General features: G+C 34.1%; 21 protein-coding genes and 1 pseudogene. 5 read left to right on the top strand and 17 right to left on the bottom strand.

Annotated elements, in window-relative coordinates; translation table 11 throughout:
- Positions 1–5 precede the first annotated feature (5 nt).
- The 5 genes from A9G34_RS00500 to tmk form a co-directional block, all read right to left on the bottom strand.
- Positions 6–1115, bottom strand: coding sequence for a GDSL-type esterase/lipase family protein (locus A9G34_RS00500; RefSeq protein WP_141670300.1), 1110 nt, complete (start codon positions 1113–1115; stop codon positions 6–8).
- Positions 1116–1170: 55 nt separating this feature from the next.
- Complete coding sequence (locus tag A9G34_RS00495) at positions 1171–2454, bottom strand: SGNH/GDSL hydrolase family protein (protein ID WP_176701461.1); 1284 nt, start codon at positions 2452–2454, stop codon at positions 1171–1173.
- Between the two features lie 5 nt (positions 2455–2459).
- Positions 2460–3860: an MBOAT family O-acyltransferase gene (locus A9G34_RS00490; protein WP_065568555.1), complete on the bottom strand. Its 1401-nt coding sequence runs from the start codon at positions 3858–3860 to the stop codon at positions 2460–2462.
- 64 nt (positions 3861–3924) lie between these two features.
- The gene (gene holB / locus A9G34_RS00485; RefSeq protein WP_065568554.1) at positions 3925–4914 is read right to left on the bottom strand and encodes a DNA polymerase III subunit delta'; all 990 of its coding nucleotides are present in this window, start codon (positions 4912–4914) and stop codon (positions 3925–3927) included.
- A complete protein-coding gene (tmk, locus tag A9G34_RS00480) occupies positions 4911–5552 on the bottom strand; it encodes a dTMP kinase (protein WP_034944483.1) in 642 nt (213 codons plus the stop codon). Before tmk ends, holB begins: the two co-directional genes overlap by 4 nt.
- Before the next feature lie 335 nt (positions 5553–5887).
- Here tmk and A9G34_RS00475 point away from each other — a divergent pair, with 335 nt between their 5' ends.
- Positions 5888–7087 (top strand): acyltransferase family protein, encoded by a 1200-nt coding sequence (locus A9G34_RS00475; protein WP_034944485.1) that lies wholly within the window; start codon positions 5888–5890, stop codon positions 7085–7087.
- 541 nt (positions 7088–7628) lie between these two features.
- Here A9G34_RS00475 and cas2e read toward each other — a convergent pair.
- From cas2e to casA, 7 genes are read right to left on the bottom strand one after another with little or no spacing between them, the layout of a single operon-like run.
- Positions 7629–7913, bottom strand: a complete 285-nt coding sequence (gene cas2e, locus A9G34_RS00470) for a type I-E CRISPR-associated endoribonuclease Cas2e (protein WP_034944488.1) — start codon at positions 7911–7913, stop codon at positions 7629–7631.
- 2 nt (positions 7914–7915) lie between these two features.
- Positions 7916–8833 carry a type I-E CRISPR-associated endonuclease Cas1e gene (cas1e, locus tag A9G34_RS00465; RefSeq protein WP_065568553.1) on the bottom strand — a complete coding sequence of 306 codons (918 nt, stop codon included), beginning with the start codon at positions 8831–8833 and terminating at the stop codon, positions 7916–7918.
- 10 nt (positions 8834–8843) lie between these two features.
- On the bottom strand, positions 8844–9527 hold the full coding sequence (gene cas6e / locus A9G34_RS00460) for a type I-E CRISPR-associated protein Cas6/Cse3/CasE (protein WP_065568552.1): 684 nt from the start codon (positions 9525–9527) through the stop codon (positions 8844–8846).
- Positions 9528–10271: a type I-E CRISPR-associated protein Cas5/CasD gene (cas5e, locus tag A9G34_RS00455; protein WP_065568551.1), complete on the bottom strand. Its 744-nt coding sequence runs from the start codon at positions 10269–10271 to the stop codon at positions 9528–9530.
- Between the two features lie 12 nt (positions 10272–10283).
- A complete protein-coding gene (gene cas7e, locus A9G34_RS00450; RefSeq protein ID WP_065568550.1) occupies positions 10284–11348 on the bottom strand; it encodes a type I-E CRISPR-associated protein Cas7/Cse4/CasC in 1065 nt (354 codons plus the stop codon).
- A 5-nt stretch (positions 11349–11353) separates the two neighbouring features.
- On the bottom strand, positions 11354–11971 hold the full coding sequence (gene casB, locus A9G34_RS00445; protein WP_176701010.1) for a type I-E CRISPR-associated protein Cse2/CasB: 618 nt from the start codon (positions 11969–11971) through the stop codon (positions 11354–11356).
- 26 nt (positions 11972–11997) lie between these two features.
- The gene (gene casA, locus A9G34_RS00440) at positions 11998–13548 is read right to left on the bottom strand and encodes a type I-E CRISPR-associated protein Cse1/CasA (protein WP_065568641.1); all 1551 of its coding nucleotides are present in this window, start codon (positions 13546–13548) and stop codon (positions 11998–12000) included.
- Positions 13549–13824: 276 nt separating this feature from the next.
- Here casA and A9G34_RS00435 point away from each other — a divergent pair, with 276 nt between their 5' ends.
- Both A9G34_RS00435 and frdD read left to right on the top strand, forming a co-directional pair.
- Complete coding sequence (locus tag A9G34_RS00435) at positions 13825–14253, top strand: hypothetical protein (RefSeq protein ID WP_034944508.1); 429 nt, start codon at positions 13825–13827, stop codon at positions 14251–14253.
- Between the two features lie 12 nt (positions 14254–14265).
- Positions 14266–14622, top strand: a complete 357-nt coding sequence (gene frdD / locus A9G34_RS00430; RefSeq protein WP_051825096.1) for a fumarate reductase subunit FrdD — start codon at positions 14266–14268, stop codon at positions 14620–14622.
- Between the two features lie 66 nt (positions 14623–14688).
- On the opposite strand, the gene A9G34_RS00425 is transcribed toward frdD, so the two are convergent.
- From A9G34_RS00425 to A9G34_RS00405, 5 genes are read right to left on the bottom strand one after another with little or no spacing between them, the layout of a single operon-like run.
- Complete coding sequence (locus A9G34_RS00425) at positions 14689–15546, bottom strand: hypothetical protein (RefSeq protein WP_065568549.1); 858 nt, start codon at positions 15544–15546, stop codon at positions 14689–14691.
- 59 nt (positions 15547–15605) lie between these two features.
- On the bottom strand, positions 15606–17324 hold the full coding sequence (gene yejF, locus A9G34_RS00420) for a microcin C ABC transporter ATP-binding protein YejF (protein ID WP_065568548.1): 1719 nt from the start codon (positions 17322–17324) through the stop codon (positions 15606–15608).
- The gene (locus tag A9G34_RS00415; RefSeq protein WP_065568547.1) at positions 17324–18352 is read right to left on the bottom strand and encodes an ABC transporter permease; all 1029 of its coding nucleotides are present in this window, start codon (positions 18350–18352) and stop codon (positions 17324–17326) included. The genes yejF and A9G34_RS00415 overlap by 1 nt, the downstream gene beginning before the upstream one ends.
- A complete protein-coding gene (locus A9G34_RS00410; RefSeq protein ID WP_065568546.1) occupies positions 18352–19440 on the bottom strand; it encodes a microcin C ABC transporter permease YejB in 1089 nt (362 codons plus the stop codon). The genes A9G34_RS00415 and A9G34_RS00410 overlap by 1 nt, the downstream gene beginning before the upstream one ends.
- A 1-nt stretch (position 19441) precedes the next feature.
- The gene (locus tag A9G34_RS00405; protein ID WP_065568640.1) at positions 19442–21286 is read right to left on the bottom strand and encodes an extracellular solute-binding protein; all 1845 of its coding nucleotides are present in this window, start codon (positions 21284–21286) and stop codon (positions 19442–19444) included.
- A gap of 502 nt (positions 21287–21788) precedes the next feature.
- Here A9G34_RS00405 and A9G34_RS00400 point away from each other — a divergent pair.
- Both A9G34_RS00400 and A9G34_RS00395 read left to right on the top strand, forming a co-directional pair.
- Positions 21789–24497, top strand: a complete 2709-nt coding sequence (locus A9G34_RS00400) for a CRISPR-associated helicase/endonuclease Cas3 (RefSeq protein ID WP_065568545.1) — start codon at positions 21789–21791, stop codon at positions 24495–24497.
- A 611-nt stretch (positions 24498–25108) separates the two neighbouring features.
- Positions 25109–25638 (top strand): annotated as a pseudogene (locus A9G34_RS00395) (hypothetical protein); the annotation flags it as partial.

Below are 25638 nucleotides of genomic sequence, written 5' to 3'. Positions count from 1 at the left end.
ATAGCCTATTTTTTTCTAACAAATTCATTTAAATCAGTATAAAAGATTTTGGCACTTTCTTTATAACCTTGTAAAGTCTGATGTACTAAATCTGGACGTGCTAATCCTTGAGCCAACCATTTTTTCACAGAATATCGCCCACCCATCGCAGCTTGCCAGTCCCAAAACAATGTTTTTTCGGATCTTGCTACCTGCTTTTGAATATTTTTAATCGTCGAAAATAATTTAGGTATCTGCTTTTTATTAACCATTGTATCTGGTGGAGAGATAAGCAATACAGCTGCTTTTGGCAATAATTTACGTATTTGACGAATATTTTTAACTAAATTACTTCGATACTCATTAACATCTAATGTTTCATCAAAGCTCTCATTTGTACCATACTCAAGAATAACCAAATCACTTTGGGATAACGCTAATTCTTTAAACCAATTTGGGCTCCATTTTTGCCATATTGCCTGTTTAGCACCATTTGTTCCTATAGCAGAAACAACGACACCTGACTGCCGATAGCGAGTTAACCAAATACCACCTATTTCAGTATTTTCATTTCCATTAATCTCAATAGGTAATTTAGATTTAAAAGAAGTTGTTTGCCAAACATTGGCTTTAGGAATAGTACTTAAATAAATTTTATGATTATTATCATCATAAACTACAAGCGGATTAGGTGTATTTTTAACCATTTTAAATGTCAATTTAACTTGCCAGATTTTATTATCTAATACTTTTGGTCTAATTTGAATTTTAGCGTTATTTTTAATAGGCTTTGCAATAAACCCACCCATAGGAAAATCAATATCACTCAAAGCTCTACTGCTTAATACTTCCCAATTTGTTGATTCCCAACTTACGCCAATATGATTTTGACCTTTAATAAATACAGGTGTTACCCAACCAATACCAGCATCACCATATTCAGCTTGCATTAATGTTCTAAATTCACCAGTAAAAAAATCAGCAGCAGTATGCGAATCACCAAATTGAGTAATTTTTACAACTTGTTCAGTATGTTGGTTAATGCTCAACGATTTTAATCGACTCGCAAATTGCTCAGCATTTGGATCACCAAAATCAACAATGCCTGATACAATCTTGGTTTTACTTTCAGCCATACAACAACAGGCAGTGATTACTATCGTAAAAACTGGAATAATATACCTTATAGATTTAATCAATGTGAGAACCCTCTAATTCGCTAAAAGTAATTAGTTTAATAATAGCTTTAGCCAAAATCTTTTGACCTGTTGACGTAAAATGAATACCATCATCGGATCTTACTTTAATTTTTTCTTTCCCCATTTCAATGAAACTACTGAACTCTTGGTAAGTACAACCCAATAACATATTAGTTTTTAAGAAATATTGCCTAGCTTTTTCGACTTCTGATTCATATAAACTACTCAAATAAATCATTCCATCATTTAATTTTGATTTACGCATACAAGGAGGTGCAAGCCAAAGCACTTGCACATTATGTTTTTTAGCACTCTCAAAAATAGTTCCTATACGTAAACGATAGTGTTCTTCCCACAGTTCAGATTTAAACTTAGCATACTTGGTATATCCTTTAACCGGAAAATCCCAAGGATCATTAGGACCTAAAAAAATAATCAATAATTTAATAGAAGGATCAGCAGCTAAATATTCATTAATGGTATGTGGCCAATTAAAAGCCTTTGGATAAGCAAGCCCAGTACTTTGCTTACTTAAATCAAGGCTTTCTATACTATACTCCTTAAATAGCATTTTTTTAACATAAGGCGCAACACCTTGCATTAAAGAATCACCAGCTAAAAATACTTTATCATTTTTAGACAACACAATAGGCAAAGTCACTAAATTTTCTGAATGCTCTACTTGATCCACTTCTGATCGCTCACCAAGTGATAGAGGCAAAACACGCTCATTATGTTCAATATAATTTTTAACGCGTGGCAAATCTGGATAGACAACTACTTTTGTTTTTTCTTGATTATTGCGCTTTTCACTCTGATCTGGAGCCGTAACTGCGATTTGTATAGCTTCATGTGATAATAGTTTGCTTTTCAAAAATGAGGGAAGAGATTCCTTAGGAAAAGCAAAATTTCCCATATCAACAATTGGCAATGCTTTAAACTTAATTAAATGCTTCTGAGTCGCTCCTACCTGCTCTTCAACTAAATTATCTTGAACAAAGATTTTTCCAGAATCAAAAAGATCTGTATGATAGGTTTGTTGCCAATAAATTAGTATTGATTTGTAATATATTGCCATTAATGAGATTGCAATAATAAATAATAGCACCAATACATAGCGAGCAGACAAAGGATTATTATCAAGATGATTAGTTTTCTTTCTTGTATTATGGGATGATTTAGCCGGCACACCTTTATTCAGCGCTCTATAACATTGTCGTTTTAAGTCCGATTCAGATTTTACTTTGTTTTCTGAAAATGTTTTTTTATATATCATCATAATTAAAAACTAGCATAAATAAACTGTGGCATACCGGAAGGAGCACAATAAATAACCGCCCATAAAATAAAAACAAACACAAATGGTAAAAAAACTTTAGATATTTTATAAAGTTGCCTAACAAACCAGTCAGGAAAGTTTTTGCAAACTGGATATAAAAAATAGATAAAAGCTATAACTAAAAAAGCAATAGCATAATGTGGCTCAATCAAAAAGTTATGTGTTAGTGCTGTTAAATAATCCATTGCGTCCGATAAACTTTCACAATGAAAAAATAGCCAAGTAAAACAAATATAATGCCACGTCAATAATCGTGCAATAATTGGGGAACGTGCTGTTATCCACCCTCTACCTAAAAAGTGATCACCAAGGTTAAGTACAATAATACCAAAACCATGACATGCGCCCCAGATAATAAAATTAGCCCCCGCACCATGCCATAATCCAGACAACAACATGGCTAACATAACATTAATTTGTGTTCTAGCCAAGCCACGGCGGCTACCACCAAGTGGAATATAAATATAATCACGAATCCAATGAGATAAACTAATATGCCAGCGTCCCCAAAAATCTCTTAAATTCAATGCCAAATAGGGAAAATTGAAATTAATGGGTAAACGAAAACCTAATAATAGCGCAATACCGGTCACTAAATCAGTATAACCAGAAAAATTTAAATAAATTTGTATTGCATAACCATAAAGACCAACCAGCAAATCAAGAACACTAAATTCTAAAGGATTAGCAAAAATCGGGTTAACCCATTCCTCACAGATAAGCCCACCTAAACAATACACCTTAATTACAGACAAGATAATCAATGTAAATGCTCTATAAGGCTCTAAAATTTCTCTAGGCTGATTTACCGAAATTTGAGGTAAAAAATCTTTAGCACGGTTTATAGGGCCAGCAATAATACTTGGGAAAAAAGATAAAAATAGAGCAAAATCCCAAAATTTAACAATCGGCAGTTCCCTTTTTTTTATTGAAACTAAATAACTTATTGAATGGAATGTGTAAAACGAAATACCTATGGGAATAAAAACAGTCAAAACAGGTAATAAAATAGGTAAATTTAATAAATTGAGTAATGCCTGTAACTCTGAACGGAAAAAATCAAAATATTTGAATAAAGCTAAATTAATTATGGATAAGCATAGCCCCAAAAACAACCAATGCTTTGCATAACGCCTTGAACGAGTGATCATAACTGAAAAACAATATATCACACATGTATAAGCAAAAAGAATAAATGCAAATTGCCAACTGTAACTACAAACGATTAGATAACTAGATATTAATAATAAATGATTTTGTAATTTTGGGGTCAACCGGCATCCCCAATATAACCCGAAAAAAGCGATAAAGAGCAAACCAAATTCAATAGATAAATAACTCACTCACTACAATCCTTTTACATCAAAGTATGCCTAAAACTGAAAATTCTACACCATTTTAATTAGTCTATTGACAATTAATTAACTCTGATTGGGCAAGAACATTATAAATAATTAATTCTTTATTTAACCCTGTTACTGAAAGTAATTGGCGTCTAGCCTGTAACCACAGATCATAAAGCGCATTAATCTTTTCATTACTTAATGTTGCAAGCAATCTAACTAAAGGTACTTGATCACGATTAACAATAAATCGCCCAGCTCTTTGTTTAGCCTTTAACGCATCACTTAACAAAGCACAAAACCAAATAACACGCTCAACAAATTGCTCATGCTCAAAAGTATCTGCCAAAAACCAATAATCATTTTCAGGTAATAACTTTAACAAATTTTCGCAAAATGTTTTTCGTTGTTGCCACTTTTCGGGGGCTAATAAAGCAACTGCTGATAATGGCGCATTTTCGCTCAATAATAGTGCACAGGCAAGTTCATTATCACTATATGGCTGACTGTGCTGTTTTTTCACCCACTCCATAGATTGTTCAAGTGTCGGAATGGGTAAAAAATAGGAAAAACAACGACTACGAATCGTTGGTAACAAATTGCTATTATGCTCATCACTTAAAATAAAATAGGTATTTTCAGGAGGTTCTTCTAAAGTTTTTAGCAATGCATTAGCAGCCGCTTCTGTCATTGAAGCAGCATATTTCACCCAAATAACTTTATTGCCCCCCTGCTGTGATTTTTCATAAATCTTACTTGAAATATTACGTACTTGATCGATACCAATCGACGGCTTACCCAACTCATTAGAAATCACGTAAAAATCAGGATGATGACGTGATAAAAACAACTGACAACTATGACAATTCAAACAAGGCTCTAAATTTACTGAAGCTTGACATAACAAACGGCTAGCTAATTTATAGATAAGTTCATCCTCACCACTACCTTGTACATAACGGATTAACAAAGCATGATGAGCTCGATTTTGAATTATGCCATCGGCCAATTGCTGATAAGGTAATAATAGCCAAGGATAGTCATTTAAAATCATGTAATATTAACCTGTGTTGATAACCATAAAGTTAAAATTTGTTCAATTTGCTCAGTCACCATATTGATTGGTTTTGTTGCATCAATAGTAATAATAGCTTCATCTTGCTTGGCTAGTTCTAAATAACGCTGACGAATTCGCTTAAAAAATGGTAATGATTGCTGTTCAATGCGATCAAGTTCACCACGAGACCTTGCACGTATTAACCCAACTTCGGGGTCGACATCCAGATATAAAGTTAGATCAGGCTTAAAATTTCCTAAAACTTGTTCTTTTAATGTTTCAATAAAAACTTGATCTAATTGACGGCCACCGCCTTGATAAGCTTGCGTCGACAAATCATGCCGATCACCAATAACCCATTTACCTACTTCAAGTGCCGGTTTAATCACATTATCAATTAACTGAATACGCGCTGCATATAGCATAAGAAGTTCAGCTTTATCGGTTAAAGGCTCATGATCCAAACCATTTTTAATCATATTCCGTAATGCTTCTGCAATTGGTGTACCACCCGGTTCACGCGTAAATCGTAAATCGTAAATATTATGTTTATTTAAAATTTGAGCAACAGTATTAATTGCCGTGGTTTTACCTGCCCCCTCAAGACCTTCGATGACAATAAATTTACCTGTCATGCTTAATTTCCTAACTTATTTATGATGACCACACAGTTAATATTGCATATTGTACGCTATTTTTACCAAATTTATTAGCTCCTATCACAATTAGCAGCTTAATAATGAATAGAAAAAAAATCAAAAATGGGAAAATTTTCATCAGATCCCACTAAGTGAATTAATTATATATCTAGATAATATATACAAAACCTGTATCATAATTGGCACTAACAAAATAGTTAAATATTTACTCTCTTTCTAAATATGAGCAATTTACCCGTGTTTAACGTTTATAAAATTTGCACATATTTAAGAGAAACACAATAATTAAAAAATCATTAGGATTTAAGTTAATGAACGATTTCATTCATTTTTATGACCTATTAGCAATAATTTTAAGTCCATTTTTATTTATTGCTATACTTAACTTGCTATTACCAAAAAGCATAAAAGAAAATGTAAGCAAAGATGAGAATAAATACACCTCTATCGACGGTTTGCGTGGTATCTCTGCTATTTTTGTATTTATATCTCATTCATTATTATCGTGGCGGTATTTTTTTGTGGATGGCGGTTGGATCAACAACACACCGCTTTTAATTTTTGATAAAAACTTAAATGAACAAATCGCAATAGGTTTTCTATCTTTAGGAGGATTAGGTGTAAGTTTTTTCTTTATGATTACAGGGTTCTTATTTTTTGACCAATTGCTTAGAAATAAAGGAAAAATAAACATCATAAAATTTTTTATTAAGCGTTTTTTTAGAATCGCTCCTTTATATTACTTTGTTATTGCTCTAGTTTTTATTACAGTTTTTTTAACAGGGATTCCAGAGTTTCCAACACTTAAAAAAGAGATACAAGCCTTTTTATCATGGACAACATTTGGGTTATCAAATATTAAAACCATATCGGCATTAATACCTACATCATTAGTTGTTGCAGGTGTGTTATGGACATTAGCCATTGAATGGAAGTTTTACGCATGTGTACCTATCTTAAGCATATTCACTCGAACAAAATTAACGGCAATTTTATTTGTTTTTTGTGGGATAGCTATCACAATTGTTTTATTTAATCTTGGCAAAATAAAAGACATTAGATTGTTTTTACCTTTCTTCTTTGGAATGCTAGCAAGTTTATTTGTTAATAACTATTTAATTCCATTAAAATCAGGTATTATCAAATCGCCTATTACCTCACTATTTATATTAGTGTTTTTCCTCTTTGCTGTATTTAAACTACAATTTGGGTATTCAGGGTTAATATTTCAAAGTGCATTAGGACTAATATTTATTCTCATTGCAAGCAACAATAGTGTATTTGGACTACTCAAATCAAAAATCTTCATAACATTAGGTAAATTAAGCTACAGTTTTTATCTAATACATGGGCTTGTTTTATTTCTAATAAACGGCGTAATAATGAAAAGCGGAAACTTTTTATTAAATAGCCTTGTATCCATGTTGATAACATTATTGATTAGCATTTTTACCTATTACTTCATTGAAAGAATAGGCATTAATTTTGGTCATAAAATAACTAAAAACTAAAATAGATAATGTCCCTTTGTTGACATGACTATTAATAACAACGGTTTGTTTATTATTAAGAATAGCAAAACGACAACCTCTAACGATGTTTTGTGCGGTTTTAATTTCAGGCATTTCAAGCATTGAAGAAAGAAATAGCATTAATATTTCAAACACCTAAAACCGCACTAAAAATTTTAAGGTTTGCAAGGCCAAATTATTGCCATTTTAGAGCAACTTTAACTAATGTTGTTTAGAATTTATCCCTGTGTAAACAGGGAACAAGTTTGTGGTTTTGACTCATAATATACCTAATTACGGTTTATCCCTGTGTATACAGGGAACACTTAAAGTTGTGGTGCAGTTTGTTATCAAATAGCGGTTTATCCCTGTGTATACAGGGAACACATCCGTGACAGATTTACCGATATCGTCAATCTCGGTTTATCCCTGTGTATACAGGGAACACTCCAAATGTAGCTATTTGTTTTATTTAGAGTTATAGCAATGAATAAATTCTACCAGGTTTTTGAAAATTTTAAAAAAATTTAACCTATTGATTTTAAACAGGTAAAAAAGAAACTAATCTTAACCCATCCAGATCTACCGGAACTCTTCTATTTGTACCATAAGTTTGGAAATCAAATCCAGATTCGGTATTTGTTGCCCACGCAAGGACAACATTGCCTTCTTCAGCTAGTTCAATGATTTGCTGCCATATCATTTCCCGAATGGGGCGAGGTACATCACCAATATAAACACCAGCTCTAATTTCTAATAACCATACAGCTAAACGACCTCTTAATCGAGGTGGTACATTTTCGGTAACCACAACGCACATACTCATAGTTAGTAACTCCTAAAACCACTATCAGCAAGTGATTGTGGTTCGGGGATAGCAGGGGGTTGTATGTCATCAGGTGGAAGGGGTGGTTCAATCCCCCCTGCAGATAGTACTTCTTCAATTAGAGGAATTAAAGTTGCCAATGTTTTTTGACTTCTAAAAATTTCACGGCAAGCTATTCGTACTTGGCGATCAGGGTCAATTTTGTTTTTAGCTGCAATTTCAAAAGCGATAGGAACTACTGTATCAAATTTGATTATATCGGCAATATCATATACAAAAGAAAGTGGCTTTCCGCTGTGCACAAAACCAATTGCAGGCGCATAACCAGCAGCTAAAATTGCCGCTTCAGTTATACCATATAAACAAGAAGTTGCTGCACTTATGCATTGATTAACCGTATCCCCCTTTTGCCAATCTTTAGGATCATATTTTCGTCCATACCATTTTACATGATAGCGTTTTGCCAATAATGAATAGGTTTCACGCACACGTGAACCTTCAATCCCTCGTAATTGCTCAATCGAGCGTCGACTAGGAGCCGGTTCACCAAATCGTAATTCAAACATCTTTTTAACGACTTTTAAGCGAAGATCATCATCTAGTGCCAATTTTGCTTGGTAAAGTAATTTATCGGATCGCGCGCCACCAGGTTGACCTGATGAATACATCCTCACGCCGGCTTCCCCCACCCAAACGAGTAATGTTCCCACTGTTGCCGCTAGTTTTACGGCAGCATGTGATACTCTTGTACCTGGCTCTAACATAATACAGGCAATAGAACCCACTGGAATATGAGTTCTAATACCGGTTTGATCTATCAAAACAAACGCCCCGTCTAACACATCAATTTGTCCATATTGCAGAAAAACCATTGATGTTCTATTTTTTAAAGGGATAGGGTTAAGTGGAACATACACCATATTACATGCCCTATTGATAGCGTTTTATCAAGAATAATCCACAACCAAAGCCTTTACTTTTACCAATGCCTTGATAAAGCGTTTCCAAAAATAGTTTAGGATCAGTGACAATTAAAACTCCTTCAAAATCAACACTACTATACCTAATCGGCTTAAGATTTTTTGCCTTATTTAAAAGGTTTAGGTTATAGCTAGTAATAGCACAATTAATTGTCTGATTGTCGTTTTGCTTTAAGGAAAAGCCACGTTTTTCTCCCTGCCGAATTAGCCAATCAAGTGCAGCTTTATTTTGATAAATTTTTATATCATTACTAGATAGATTTTTTTCCTTATCCTCAGCTTTAGCAATGTACTTAGCGTTCATCATGACATCACAACGTTTACCATTTTTAACAACAACTGGATTAGCACGTAAGGAAAAAATTAACTCTAATCCTGATGTCAATTGTGGCGAATAGGGTTTTGTTTCCACAAAAAATAGTTCGTGCTCAGCTAGTGGCGCAACATTTGATAATAGATAATACTGTCGACCTTTGTTTGTTTGCTCTTCGCGAAATAAAAACGAACGCTTATTTTGATTAGGGAAGAGTTGCCATAACCATTGATGAAGTGCATAAGAACCAGCAGATTGCATTTTTTGTTGCATCGGATAAGAAAGCCGATCTAACTTTAGGGTAACTCGGGAAAAATACATCTATTCGCTCCTTTTTAAATATCCTACATACTGTCGGCGATTTTCAAATTGCCAACGCTGCCGATTAATCGGCTGATCTTGACGAAGCTGAATTTTAATCAAATCAAAATTAGCCTCTTGATCGGCATGTTCCCAATAGTATCCATCAGCAACGCTTTCGATTAAATCACGAATAACAGGATCGTTGTGATGATGTTGTCGATAATATTTATCTGCATAAACAAAAGCATCGCTGAGCGTACCTTCATAGATAACAGGCGATAAAGGTAACGCTAGTGGTGAATTTTTCCTGCCTATATAAAGTGGAAATTCTGGCGTTAATAATGCCTGCTGTATTTGCTCAACACAATAAGGTGCCTTTTCGGTTTCAGTCATTACAATTTGATAATAAACATCATTATAATATTCGCGATGCGTAAGCAAAGTTTCTAACTCTTTCGGATTTCGGCGAATTTCATCAAAACGGGTATAAAGGGGTTCTTTTTTATTAGCCCTTGGCGCCTGAAGAGTATGAAAATCCCTGAACCAACTGTTATTGGCAATAAAAGGGCGAATAGCAAAATGATAATGCCGATTAAAGGTTTCGATATGCTTATCATCGCGCCGAATACCTAATGCTGCCGACGCTAAGCCCAATAAAGCAGAGCGGGAAGGAATAATATTGCTGTGGCGTACTTCACCAACAGCATGTTCTCCCCACGAGGTTAAAGGCGCATAAATTTGAAAAATAAGATGTTTTATCACCTTGTCTGCTCCTTATTTTTGCACAACAAAATCTAATGCATCGGTTAAGGTTCCTGTACCTGTTTCAGTGTTAAGCACATATCGGCTATCAGCACATTGACCATATACCTTATCAAACTTATCCAGTTGTTGTTCTAAACGCGTAATAGCGTCGTTAACCAAATCTTCGCTACAAATAGCTTTAAAATAAGCCACAGCAAGCGATCTAGGTTGCTGCGTTCCTTTTTCAATGAGTAAATAAGAAGTATAAGCACGAGATGCAAAGCTGTTTTGCAAACCCAATGGTGCTACTTTTGTTGCAGATTCAGTTAAGGCTTTAAGTGTTTTTTCAACCAATGCTTCATCGCCATTTAAATTTTCAAGTAGCAGATCACGGCTTATACAGATATAAGTGTAAAAGAGTGCTGAAGCAAAAGCACGCTCTCCTAAATGAGCCGATCCTGCATCTACATCTTTGTTGTTTAAATCATCGACAGCAGTAAAAAAATCATCTTCAATGGCAACGGAACTTACACCTAAAGCATGAGAAACTTGGCACGCAGCTTCCACACTAAACGATGGGCTGTCAGCTAACATTCGTCCAAATAGCGCAATATCAATACTACTATTTTGTTTACGTAATAATTTTACTTCGTCATCAGTTGGTACTCTTTTTTCGTTGATCAGCTGTTCAACCAATTGAGCTATCGCTCGTTGTTCATCGTTACTAATATGTACCAATTGTTCAATATCCAAATTATCCAATGGATCTTTTGGAGTTTTCTCTTTTTTTAATTTACCAAATTGCTCCGCTATTTTAATGGCACTTTCTTTGGCTATTTTATCAACAACACCCTGTTCAACCATCGGTTTGTAAACCAATTCTCTTGCAAATCGTCGAGAGCGAATACCGATGTTATCGCTTAAAGATTGATAAAAGTATTCCGATGTTCGCCATGCTCTTTTTAAACTTTGTGATGAAATACGTAAACGATTACTATTCCCCATTTTGGCCGTTTTTGGTCGTCCTAAATCGTCACGATTCAGATTAGAAGGCGCATAAGCAGTTAATAAATGTAATTGAATAAATGTACTCATAATAGTTATTCCTTAGATTGTTTTTTAGTTGAGTTGTAATCCATTGCCCAACGAACAGAAAGACGTTTAAATGGATCAGTATTACGTAGTAAATTTTGCTGACGATCGTGCCACTCTTGCATCCATAAAAAGATGCCATCAGCCAGGGAAAAAAGATTTACGCCTTTTTCACCCCTCATTTTTACAGCACGAATTAAGCGAATGCAAAATTCTTCAGGTGTTTGACTTGCTAAAAGTTGTTCAAAACGCAAACAAGATAAAAAATTACGTTCTCCACTCTTAACTCTTTCACTTAGTTGTGCGGCAAAAGTCCCCTTTCCATTATTTGCATCAGCAAATGCAGCAACCCTCGTAAATTGAGCCAATGCCTGGTGATAAATCGGTTTTGAGGCTAATGCACTACTTTCATTAAATAATGCATTAGCTAAAATCATATAGCCTTCTTGTAACATTACTGCGTAAAGTGACGATGATCGACGTAATTCTGAGCGAAGCTTTCGCCCATTATAAGTGCCACCGTTGAAGTTATATAGCCGTTGTTGTAGCATCGAAAACCATTCATCAATAATTTTTTTATGGTTTTCATTAAGTACAATTGGTTTTTGGATAAGGCTGTTTGACATATTGTTCTCCATTTCTACAAGCAAGACTATTTGCTTTCTTTAATTTTTTTAAAATATTTAAGTTTATTAAAATCTGTGAGCAATCTTTCTCTCGCACTAATTTGGCAAAACACCTTTTGGTTGCTATTGTTATCTTTAATAAATTTAAATGTCTGATCAGGATCACCAAAAGCGGCTTTATCATAAGTTTGAGTAATATAAGTTAGCAAAGTCTTTGCCCAACTATTCAATAAAGGTAGCCGACCTTCTGGATTATCTTTTTCGGCAATAAGCTGTTTGACCAATTGATAGAATGGAAATTCTGTTTCCTTCCAATAAGCAATATCTAAGTAACTTGACTCTTTTTTTATACTAGTCATGGCCTTACGCAATATCGGCAAGGTATCTTTACTAAGATCTAATGCCCGCTCAATTAATTCTTTGATATCAGAATCAGGATCAGCTAAATCAAGATAAAAAGGGAAAGTATGTTCATACCAGCAACGTACTTTCATATTCTCAAAATCATAACCAAAACACCATAAATGATATTTATCACTCGATTGTAATCTACGACCATAATGCGTGGATATCACTCTGGCTGATTGCATATTATCATTTATACTGACCATACCTAACCAATCTCGATATATTAAACCACCCGGTTGCCCCTTTATAGCAATCGGTGCACCTGTTTTGATGTCAGTCCGATAAGGAGTTAACGGATGTCGCCAATTTTGATATTGAGTACCGTAATTTTTAGTTTGGTATTGAGTAATAAGTGTAGATGAAGCCGCTCCACAAAGATCACATTGTCCTTGTTCGGTTTGTTCAAAATCAAGCTCTATTCGACGCGGCATCCCCCAGTAGGCTTGACAATAATTGGCTTGTTCAGGAAAAACACTTAAATTTCCTGGTGCTTCACTGGTTTTTGTAGCACTGAGCCAAGGGAAGACCGAATCATCAAATTGTTGTGGTTTTTCTTCGTCATCTAATGGTATAACGTTTAACCATAATTTTTTCCATAATGGGGTAGATTGATTACATTCTGGCATTATTAAGGTAGTGATAGGTCCACCACCACGCAAACTAACACGATGCCCAACCCCACCAGATGGTGCATTAGTTTGTAAAGTAAATAGCGCAATTACCGCACAGTGCGGACAAATACCTTTAACAAAATCACGTTTAATAAAGTGATCGGTATTTTTCTTTAATGCATTTTCACCTGGCGCTTCAACTAACAAGCCAGCTATCGATACCTTACTGCCTTTTAACTTATTAAAGTCTTGCATAAAAGCTGGTTTAGCTGCCCCAAATTGCATAGCAAGCTCAGCAGGTTTAAAAGCTGAGTCTAATTGAGATTGTTTAATACCATTATCCCAATATTCATACCACTCATCATTATCGTCTGGAGCAAAAGTAGTTTGTAGCAAACCGATAAGAAATTGATAAGCGGCACCTTGAAAATCGGGTCTGAAATAGGCTAAATCTGAAATGGTTTCATCAACTAACTGGCAGGGACTTATTTTACTAATATGACCATCAAAATGAACAACCGGTATCCATTTTTCGTCTAATAAAGATAAAGTAGACAAATTATAATACTCCAAATAAATACTTACAGCTAATAATTCATATAGGTTATAAATATAATACATTTTAAATTTTTTTACATTTAATTTTCATAAAAAAATTTAAAAGATGAAGCACATAATGCGTAACATTACCCTATTAAAATCTATATAATTATTAGCTTAGTATTAGTGATTTCAAGTCAAGTAAGCATTATAATTGCAAACTATAAGCGCTACCGTTATAAACGACATTTAATTACTGATCACAGATAAATAAAATGTAATGTTGAGAAAGTTATGAATCAAAAAGGTAACGATAAATACCCACTAACAGATAACCAAGGCAGCATAGATACGCCTTCTAGCTCTAGCACTAATCACATAGAAACTAAAATGCATTTGTTTTTTTCAATCTTTATCAAGTTAACTCCCTTTTCGATGATTTGGGTTAGTTTTGTTCTAACCTATGGCGTAATTTGTATGTACACTAATGCCGCTGGGCAAGATGAGTTTTATCGATTCATCTTTTTTTTGCAAAAACCCATTGTGATTATACTTAATAGTGTTGCGTTACTATTGGCGCTAGCGCATAGCTTAATGTGGTTTAAACAGATGCCTAACCTATTAATGTTTAAAAGTAAACCTCAATCCTTTTTACTTATTGCTAGCTTATGGTTAATAACAATAATGGGATCGGCATGGTTAATTATAGTGGTATTAAGTTAAGTAGGTTAAATAATGAAAATTCAAGAAAAACAAAAGCAATGCTCAAGAAATCGTATTATCCAAGGGTTATTTAATTTAGGTAGCACATGGGCAGCTATTTTTGTTCCAGTTGTAATTATTATCATGGGATTTATTATTCCTTTAGGTGATGCTAGAACCCGTTCTTATATTTTAAAATTAGCAAATACTGACTTTGGCAAAGTTTTTTTATTATTAATGATTTCATTACCAATCTGGTATGGATTGAAGCAGATTTTAACCATTTTACACCATTTTAAAATCTCCCCTAAACGCGAAAACTTTCTAGCATATGGCATCGCATTGGCTTGGACTTTACATGCAATCTATATTTTGTTTGTTAGAGTATAACTGTTTGTTTTATGGCTAAATGGAAATGAGCGTTATTCCTAAAATAACGCTTATTAATTAGAAAATTTAATAATAAGTCACTTTTCTAATAATATTTGCCTGTTTATTATTTTGATCTTTCCTTACTTTACTGGCTGTTAACCAATCGTTTTTATCGTTAAAGGTTAAGAAATTAGTTGCATAATGGATCGATCTTTTACCAGATGAAGAGTAAAAAGACTGTATTGCGCTTAAGCGGTGATTATTATCATATTGGTATAAAAAATCACTTTCACTTTTCAAATCCTTACCAAATTGAGAGACAAATTTAGAAAGTTTTTGATCTTGATAGTTATAAGTAAAAACAGAGTTACCTTTTAAAGCTTTATCAGTATATTGACCATTGATATCGGTTTCTTTAAGTTGCCATCTTACCTTTTTATTAATCAAGCAATTGTTGCTGTCATATTGATAACTATCGTTTTGAATAAAAATAAAATTAACAGCTTTTTTCACTTGATGCGACTGAATAATTTTACCTTGTGTATCTGTAGTGAATTGAGTGATGCTGTTAGTTTTATCTTCAAAATCTTCAATAATGTTTTCCCAGCCTGTATCAATCTTTTGCAAATGTTCGGAATACAGCTGCTTATTATTATCCGAATAAAGTTCATAGTGACTTTGTATAATTAGTCCATTTGGGTCATAATCCAATGTATGATTTGCTATTGTTTGATTTGTATTTTCGTCTTTTGTGATTGTCGTTGTGGTTTCTTGCTTAATACCTTTTACAGGCAAATCAATATAATCAAATAGTTGAAAAATATAATTGTTTGCTTCAACAGTATTTTGATCGGCATTATCACCACATGATAATGCCATTGCATTTAACGAAATCAAAGATAAACACGGTATTAATAATAAAGAGAGTATTTTTTTTTGCATAATTTTCCGATATATTTATTTGGTTAAATCAGTTATCAACACATCATTATTGATTTGCTTTATTCCTTACGCATTAACAGCGCATCACCCCAATTTATTTTATTTTTCTGTTTTTTATCATCTTTATCCTGTTGTTCATTGGTCTTATCAGAATAAATAAATGTTTTATTTTTTGCTTTTAAGAAAAACGACTTATCTAAAAATGACAGTAATGTTTTAGTATATTCACTTTCTGGTTCAAAAAAGATCTTATCATGCGAGCCTTGCTCAATAACTTTACCGTCTTTCATGACTATCACTTGATGACACATTGAGCAAACCACAGCTAAATCATGACTGATGAATATATAACTTAACTGATACTTCTCTTGCAATGATTTAAGCAGATTTAAAATTTGCTGTTGCATTGTATGATCTAAAGATGAAGTAGGTTCATCTAAAATTAATAACTCAGGTTTCAAAATTAATGCTCTTGCAATGGCTATTCGTTGACGCTGCCCACCTGAAAACTCGGTTGGATAACGATAACGAATTTGCGGATCTAAGCCAACTTCTTGCATAATATCAACTACAGCTTGCTCACGTTCGGATTTGCTAAGTTTTTTATGAGTTTTTAACCCTTCACTAATAATTTGCTCAACATTAAGACGGGGATTAAGAGAAGAAAATGGATCTTGAAACACCACTTGGATACGACTACGAAATGGTAACAATTTTTTTCCCGTTAAATTTTGTATTGGATGACTATCAAATACGATTTCACCTTGAGAGTTTATCAGACGTAAAATAGCCAACACTGTTGTGCTTTTTCCTGAACCTGATTCCCCAACGATACCAAGCGATTCACCTTGGTGCACTGAAAAGCCAACGTTGTCGATAATTTTCTTTTTTTTATTACTAAATAGCCGTTTTTGAGTAATCACCTCGACATTAAGATGATTAACATTAAGTAGTATACCCGGTGTATCTGGCAGTGACACTGGATCGCCACTAGGCTCTGAATTCAATAATGTTTGTGTGTAGGTATGCTGCGGGCGTAAAAAAATACGCTGTTTATTATTGTATTCAACAATTTCGCCTTGTTGCATAACAGCTACTTTATCAGCTAGTTTTTTCACAATACCAAGATTATGTGAAATAAACAGCATGCTCATATTCAATTCTTTCTTTAACTCTTTTAATAACTGAATAATTTGCGCCTGAACAGATACATCAAGTGCTGTTGTCGGTTCATCAGCAATCAATAATTTAGGGTGCGTTAATATAGCCATGGCAATCATTACACGCTGCCTTTCGCCACCAGATAGTTGATGAGGATAAGCTGATAATTTACTTTTTGATTCCCTAATGCCTACACGATCAAGGTATTGCAAAATCTCACTACGTGCATTCTGGCGGCTCATACCTCGATGCAATGCAAGGACTTCGTAAAGCTGTTTTTCAACTGTATGTAAAGGATTTAATGACACCATCGGTTCTTGGAAGATCATACTAATTTCATTACCACGAACTTTCCGAAGTTCTTTGTCTTGCGCATGTAACAATGATTTTTCTTCAAACAAAATATCGCCCGTCGGGTATACCACCTGTTCTTTACCTAATAAACGTAAAATAGATAGCGCAGTAATACTTTTTCCAGAGCCAGATTCACCCACTAGCGCAAGTGTTTCTTGCTCATTAATATCAAAACTAACATTACTTACTACTTGCGATAGTAAATGCGTACCACGTTTAAATGCAACACTTAAATCCTGAACGGATAATAAAGGAGAACTCATTAATACACTCCTTTGTTTGGATCAAATGCATCTCTTACTGCTTCACCAATAAAAATAAGCAGTGACAGTAAAGTTGCAATAACTAAAAATGAACTGATGCCAAGCCAAGGAGCTTGTAGATTGTTTTTACCTTGTAGTAATAATCGTCCTAGTGATGGCGAATCAATCGGTAAACCAAAACCTAAAAAATCTAGCGCTGTTAGTGTTGTTATCGAGCCACAAAGTATAAAAGGTAAAAAGGTTAATGTTGCCACCATGGCATTAGGCAAGATATGACGAAACATAATTTTACTGTCACTAACTCCCATTGCTTTAGCTGCACGAATATAATCAAAATTGCGAGTACGCAAAAATTCAGTACGCACTACACCTACTAAAGCCATCCAACCAAATAATACGGTAATACCTAATAACCACCAAAAATTAAGCGGTAAAATACTAGCTAATAGAATAATAACAAATAGCTCTGGTAACCCACTCCATATTTCTATGAAACGTTGACCGATTAGATCAATTTTACCTCCATAATAGCCTTGTATTGCCCCAAAAATGACACCAATAATTGAAGTGAAAATCGTCAAGAAAATCGCAAAAAACATAGATATGCGAAAACCATATAAAATATTGGCTAATACATCGAAACCTGCATCAGTGGTGCCTAACCAATGTGATGCCGAAGGCGGCGTTGGAAACGTGTTTGATGTATCATAAATTAATGTATTGTAGCTATAACGAAATGGCGCCCATAAAATCCAGCCATTAGCTTCTATTTTATTTTGTACAGCAGGATCAAGAAAGTTAGTTTGCGTGGCTAATTGTCCACCAAATTCCGTTTCTGGATAAAAATGAAAAATCGGCGAATAGTAATTATCCTGATATTTAATAAAAATGGGTCTATCGTTAACAATAAAATCAGCAAATAAGCTAATCACAAAACAGATCATAAATAACCAAAGTGAGTAATAACCACGACGATTCTGTTTAAATCGTTGCCAACGCTGTTGATTAATAGAATAATGGGTGGTCATTAGTTGCGAGCCTCAAAGTCAATACGTGGGTCAATCATCATATAAGATAAATCAGATAATAATTTAGTAATAAGGCTGATTAATGTAAAGATATACAATGAACCAAAAATCACTGGGTAATCGCGTTGTATAATTGCCTCATATCCCAATAGCCCAATTCCATTAAGCGAAAAGATAATTTCAATCAATAATGAACCAGTAAATAAAATACCAACAAAAGCTGCAGGAAAGCCTGATACAATCAGTAATGTTGCATTGCGAAAAACATGTTTATATAAAATTTTTCTTTCACTTAATCCTTTAGCACGTGCGGTTATTACATATTGTTTGCGGATTTCATCTAAAAATGAATTTTTAGTTAGCATGGTGAGTGATGCAAAACCGCCAATAACCATTGCAATAGTGGGTAAACAGATGTGCCATGCATAGTCTTTTATTTTGCCCCAAAAATCGAGTTGATCAAAATGGTTTGATATTAGCCCACGTAGAGGAAAAATATCCCAATAACTACCACCAGCAAATAATACGATCAATAAAACTGCCAATAAAAAAGCAGGTATCGCATAGCCAATAATAATTAATGTACTTGACCAAAAATCAAATGCAGAACCATCTTTCACTGCTTTGCAAATGCCTAACGGGATTGAAATGAGATAAACAATCAAAGTACTCCATAATCCCAATGAAATTGAAACAGGTAAACTTTTGGCAATTAAACCTAGTACCGATTCACTTTTAAAAAAACTATTACCAAAATCAAATAATATATATTTCTTTAGTGTTTCGATATAACGTTCAAATATCGGTTTATCAAAGCCGTACTGCTTTTCTATCATTGCGACAACTTGGGGATCAAGTCCGCGTGAACCGCGATAATTTGATTCATTTTTATATTGCTGCACTGGCGTAGATGAGCCACCACTCCCAGGCAATAGCCCTTGCCCTGCTTGCGGTCCGTTTTCAATCATAGCAAGAGCCTGATCAACGGGTCCACCAGGCGCAACTTGTACAATAAAAAAGTTGATAGTTAAAATCACAAACAATGTTGGAATAATCAACAACAAGCGGCGAATAAGATAATTTAGCATATTAATGTTCCCGATTTTTAGGCAGGCTAGCTGCTTTATTAGCATCATACCACCAGCTATCAACACCTATTGCATAAGTCGGTTGTATAGCTGGTTGCCCAAATTTATTCCAGTATGCATAATACGTTTTACTGTTATACCACATTGGAATCATTGGATATTCTTGCGTTAAAATACGATCAAGCGCTCGTCCTAACGGGACTAATTCTTCTTGATTATCCACATGCTTGGTGATTTCAGCAATAATGGCATCAATCGCCTTGTTATGCAAACCCGATGCGTTCCAAGATGAATTAAGATACTCGCTCCCCCAAAGTATCTGCAAATTAGAGTTTGGGTAATTGACGGCATAATAATCACGTGCAACCATATCATAATCACGTTCACGAACACGTCGTAATTGTTGTGCTGAATCTAGTAAGGTAATATTCATGGTGATCCCCAAACGCGCTAAATTTTGTTGAAAGGGAATGGCATATTTAATATCACTACCAAGGTAACTGATTAGTTCAAATTCAAATGGCTGATGTGTTTTAGTGTTAATCAGCTTACCGTCTTTAATTTCCCAGCCCGCTTGTTTTAGTAATTCAGCTGCCTTTAATAAATTATCACGATTAAAGCCCTGACCATCGCTTTTTGGCAAATAATAGGCATTACCGAAAGCACGTTTTGGAATAATATCTTTATAGGCATTAAGCCATTTTAATTCTTGCTCGCTAGGTGTACCAGTTGCGGCATAAATGGTATTTTCAAAAAAGCTATAAGGTCTTTTGTAACTGTCATAATAAAAGGCATGATTTAGCCATTCAAAATCAAATGCTAAGGTAATTGCTTCACGAACTTTAATATCTTTAAATAGATCTTTTTGTAAATTAAATGCAAGCCACCGAGTATCGGTAGCTGTTTGAACTGGTTTTTCTTGTTTAATAATATAATTAGAATCAAAATACCGACCTTGATATTGAGTAAACCAGTTTTTAGGTTGATCTTCAGCACGCAAATCATATTCACCTGCTTTAAAGGCTTCTAGTGAAACATTATCATCCATATAATAATCAATGCGTTTTTCGTCAAAATTATCTAAGCCTTTATTAATGGGTAAATCACGCGCCCAATAATCTGGATTACGTCGATAAACAACATATTGCCCTAATTTATAATCACTAATGTAGTAAGGACCACTACCAATAGGTGGCGTAATTAATGGTTCAGAAAGATCATGATCTTTCCAAAAATGTTTAGGCATAACGCGCATACTACCAACAAACGAAAGGAGTTTTTCACGATCGGAATCGGGAATATCAACCCGCACATGCTCATCATCTATTGCCTTAACTGTAATACCTTTATTATAAACACGATACTGAGGCACACCTTCAGTCATAAATTTATGAAAGGTAAACTCAACATCATGGGCAGTTATTGTTTTTCCATCTTGAAAACGAGCGTTGGAATTAATAGTAATTTCTGCCCAACGATAACTATCAGAATAAGTTATTGACGTCGCAATAAGTGGATAAAAACTGGTAATATCATCAGCCGTATTGGTAAAAAGCGTGTCATATAACGCGCCTGAGTTTCGTTCAGGTGCCCCACGGCTAGCATAGCGATTCAAATTATCAAAAGCCCCAACTTCAGCCATTTTAATTACGCCACCTTTAGGTGCATTAGGATTGACATAATCAACATGTTGAAAATTATCAGGATACTTTGGTTGACCTGAAAGTGAAAAGACTGTTTTATAATAAATTTTTTCGCTCGGCTGTACTGGTTGTACTATATTATTTAAAAGCTTTAGCTCTTCATTAGCGAAAACAGGGGAAGAAAGAATAGCAAATCCACTCATGCAACTTAAGATGAGTATCGCTTGTATTTTTGGTTTAATTCGATTAATCACTCTAATTTAATCCCTGTTTAAAACATAATATTGCACAAATACTAATTGCATAACCCTATTAATTTACTTAATAAACACGAAAAACAATATTAATTCTACTTATTTAATTCGCTCTATTTTGCCAAACTTCAACTAAATGAGCAAAACCTAATTGATAAAATTAATGTTAAATAAAAATGTTAGCAAAAAACCGCTTTATATTTTTACATAAACAACGCTATATTAAGCAACTGATATACCATGATTAACTTTTAACTTTTAACTTTTAACTTTTTATCAAGCATAATCTAAAATAAGATAACTTAAATTGAGTCTTATTAATAATAGCCAATTAATACCCAAAAATTAGATTAATAAAAAGTTAAAACTTAATTTAATTAAAGTTTATATTGCAATACGTTATCGTTTAAAAGTAACACCGAATAAAAGTTATATAGGAATAAAAAGTATAATGAGTGAGCTGTATTATCAATATTGGGGAAAATGTCATCAAAGTTCTGATAGCGATAGTTATCATTTACTTGCTTATCATAATTTAGATGTAGCGGCTTGTGGATATCAAATTGTAAAACAAAATTATTTCAATTCTGCTGAACTTTTTGAACAAATTGGTTTCTCCCAAGAAGATAATGAAAAGAGCGCACTTTGGTTTGCCTATTTTTTATCTTGGCATGATATTGGCAAATTTGCTAATGGATTTCAGCAATTATTTAAGCATAATAACCCAATGCTTGTAGCCGCCGATCCAACTAAACAATACACAACCAGACATGACTCACTTGGTTTTTGGTTATGGAATGAATTTCTTAGAAATAAAACAGAAATTCTGCTTGATAACCATAATCGAGATATCACCCTGTTTTTTGATATCTGGTTACCCATTATGACAGGGCATCATGGCAAGCCGCCATTGATTAGTGCAAATGGTAATTCATCTTTTAATAAACAAGACAAACAAGCATCACTTGAATATATCAACGCGATTAATCAACTATTTATTATTGATAATAAATTAAATCACTACCCTTCTTATTTTTTTGATAAAACTATACGCAACAGGCTTAAACAAACTAGTTGGCTAATTGCAGCCTTAACAGTTATTAGTGATTGGTTAGGATCTAACAAACAATTTTTCCCATTTTGTTCAAACGCAATGCCACTCACTCAATATTGGCAAAACCATGCCATTATTCAGGCAGAAAAAGCCGTAGCATCCTTACCAAAATCATCACCAATTGCACCTTTCACAAGTATTAAAACCTTATTTCCATTTATTGAAAAACCAACACCACTGCAACAACAAGCATTTTCTTGTCAATTATCTGATCATGGTGCGGAATTATTTATTATGGAAGATGTGACTGGAGCAGGCAAGACCGAGGCATCGATGATCTTAGCGCACAAACTCATGTCGGCAAAAAAAGCACAGGGGATTTATATTGGCTTGCCAACGCAAGCAACTGCAAATGCGATTTATCAACGTATGGCAAGTGTATATGGACAGTTATATCAACCGGATAGTCATCCTTCTCTTGTTTTATCCCATGGAAACAGCGATATGAACCCGAACTTTACTGATTCGATATTAAACAGAGACGAGAATAGCGAACAACACTACCCAAAAGGTGAGCAAACAATTAGCGCTGAATGTAATGAATGGTTTGTCGACACGCGCAAAAAATCCTTATTAGCTGAAGTTGGTGTCGGTACATTAGATCAAACCTTAATGGCGGTGATGCCATTTAAACATCAATCATTACGCTTATTAGGTTTACGACACAAATTGCTTATATTAGATGAAGTCCATGCGTATGACAGTTATATGGTTAAATTATTGGAAGTCTTATTACATTATCACGCTTTACAAGGTGGCAGTGCTATAATTTTGACGGCTACCTTACCTTATTTTTTACGTGAAAAACTGCTTAATGCTTTTTATAGAGGATTAACTAACAATAAACAAAGTATAATGTTAAACCCAACCTTACCTTTTCCACTAATGACACAACTTAATCATCAAGGTTTAACTGAACAAGCCATTGCCACAAGAGAAGAAGTTAAACGTCAGGTAAATATTGACTGGATCAGCAATACCGACGCAGGAATAAGTAAAATACACCAAGCATTAGCACAAGGAAAAATCATTTGTTGGATCAAAAACAGTGTCAGTGATGCCATTACTTTGTATCAACAACTTCAACTTGAATTAAATTTAGATACCAACGCTATTTTACTATTCCATAGCCGTTTTGCTTATTGTGATCGAATCGAAATTGAACAAAAAACCTTGCAATGGGCAGGCAAAACATCTAATCATCAGATTCGATCAGGAAAAGTAATCATCGCCACACAAGTGATTGAACAATCCTTAGATCTTGATTTTGACGAAATGATTAGCGATATAGCCCCGATTGATTTACTCATTCAACGCGCAGGTCGCTTGCAACGTCATATTCGTGACAGCCAAGGCAATATCAAACCGTTTAATAAAACTAAGCTTGAAGATGATCGTGATAAACCAACATTAACAATACTAGCCCCAACTTGGCAAGAAGAGCCTAATAAAGATTGGCTCGATGATGCACCTTTCCGCAATACTAGCTACGTCTATTCTGATCATGCCTATTTGTGGTTTACCCAAAACATTTTGCGCAAACAAAAGGTTATCAAAATGCCAGAAGACGCACGATTGTTAATTGAGTCAGTCTATAGTGAAGATAAAATACCACCAACAGGTTTACAAGAAGTGCATGATAAAGCAACAGGACGGAAATATAGCGAATCATCTATCGCCAAACAAAGTGTCTTAAAGTTTAACGACGGTTATAGCCGTGGCAACCTAAGTCAAGAATGGGATAAAGAAGTTGAACTCTCCACCCGCTTAACAGAACCTAGTGTTAATCTCTATTTAGCTTATAAAGAACAAGACAAAATAATACCGTACTGCACTAATAGTGATAAATACGCATGGGAACAAAGTCGTATTGGAATTAGCCTTAAAAAATGGGAAAAAATAAAAAAAGACATCCCCCAACTAGACCAACAGAGCTTAGCAAAACTAAGGCAACAAATACACAGACCAACGGCAATTATTGTGCTAATGGATAAAGATAAAGACTCATCCTTTTATTCAAAAACATTAGGGTTTTATGCATATTAACAATTGATACGAAACAATATAAAACAAATTAAAGCCAAGCGATAATATTAATAACATTTAGTCTATTATATCTTGGATAAAATCACTGGTTATAAAAAATCAAGTTCCCCACTATTTAACCAATTTTAGCCTGCTTATATCTAATTAAAAAGCGGGATACCTCTTCTTTGTGGTTTTCTTTAAGCTATAGATTTTTAATAAAAGATACTTTCCATAAATAAACTAAATCGAAATATTAAATAAAAGTAAATATTGCAAAATAGGTAAAAAAAGTGTAATTTTTGCGTTTTTAATTATCATTGCTGATAATTGAAATATTATAAGGTCAGTAGTAAGCGTAAGGTTAATAGAGTTGTTGATATATCGATTTCACTCATTGTGCAGCATTGTATTGATTAATTTGAATACTCTTATACATAATAAACTTTATTTTTTCCCTTTATGGTTTGGCTTATTAATTAATTCCAAGCTATCGCTATACAAATTCGATACTCATCATTTTTATATTAAATACTATTTTATTAAAAATATTTCAAAATACATCAGCAACAGTAAATTGGATAAAAAAGAAATATTACTTTAAATGGAAAAAAGGAAATATATAAGAAATAATGATTTTTGAATTAAATAATACCAACAACTTATCTAAATATCGTTACTTATTGGTTGATAACATCGTCGCCCTTAACCCAGTTGAACCATTATCAAAAGAAGGGTTAATAGACCTATTTGGTGAAGGCCACCCATTTAGCGAAAAAAAACTTACGCAAGTTTTACGTTCGGATTTAGATTATGACCCAAGCGTCTGCCCAACACTGGTTAAACTTGCCGAACCCGATGAATTTTTAGAAAGCCCAATATTGGATAGAATTGGCTTTGAAGCAGCAAACGAATGTTTTGAGTCAAAGCGTTATATTTGTGCTTATATTGTTACAGACCTTAAACCATCGGTACTGGCAAAACAACTAATCAATATTGGCAATACCATTGCCAATGCATTGCATCGGCGTTATTACCCCTTTTTTGAACCATTTCGAATGCAATTTCTGCAAGAAGTAGCGAGCAAAGAAGACAACGCATGGCTAAAATCACAATTAACCCAAATTGCAAACTACTACTACCCATCGATTCATGGTGGGCA

The organism is Gilliamella sp. Choc4-2, from assembly GCF_001690355.1.
Lineage (GTDB): Bacteria > Pseudomonadota > Gammaproteobacteria > Enterobacterales > Orbaceae > Gilliamella > Gilliamella apicola_A.
Note: the sequence above shows the minus strand (reverse complement) of the source record. Positions and strands in the feature narration are given on the sequence as shown.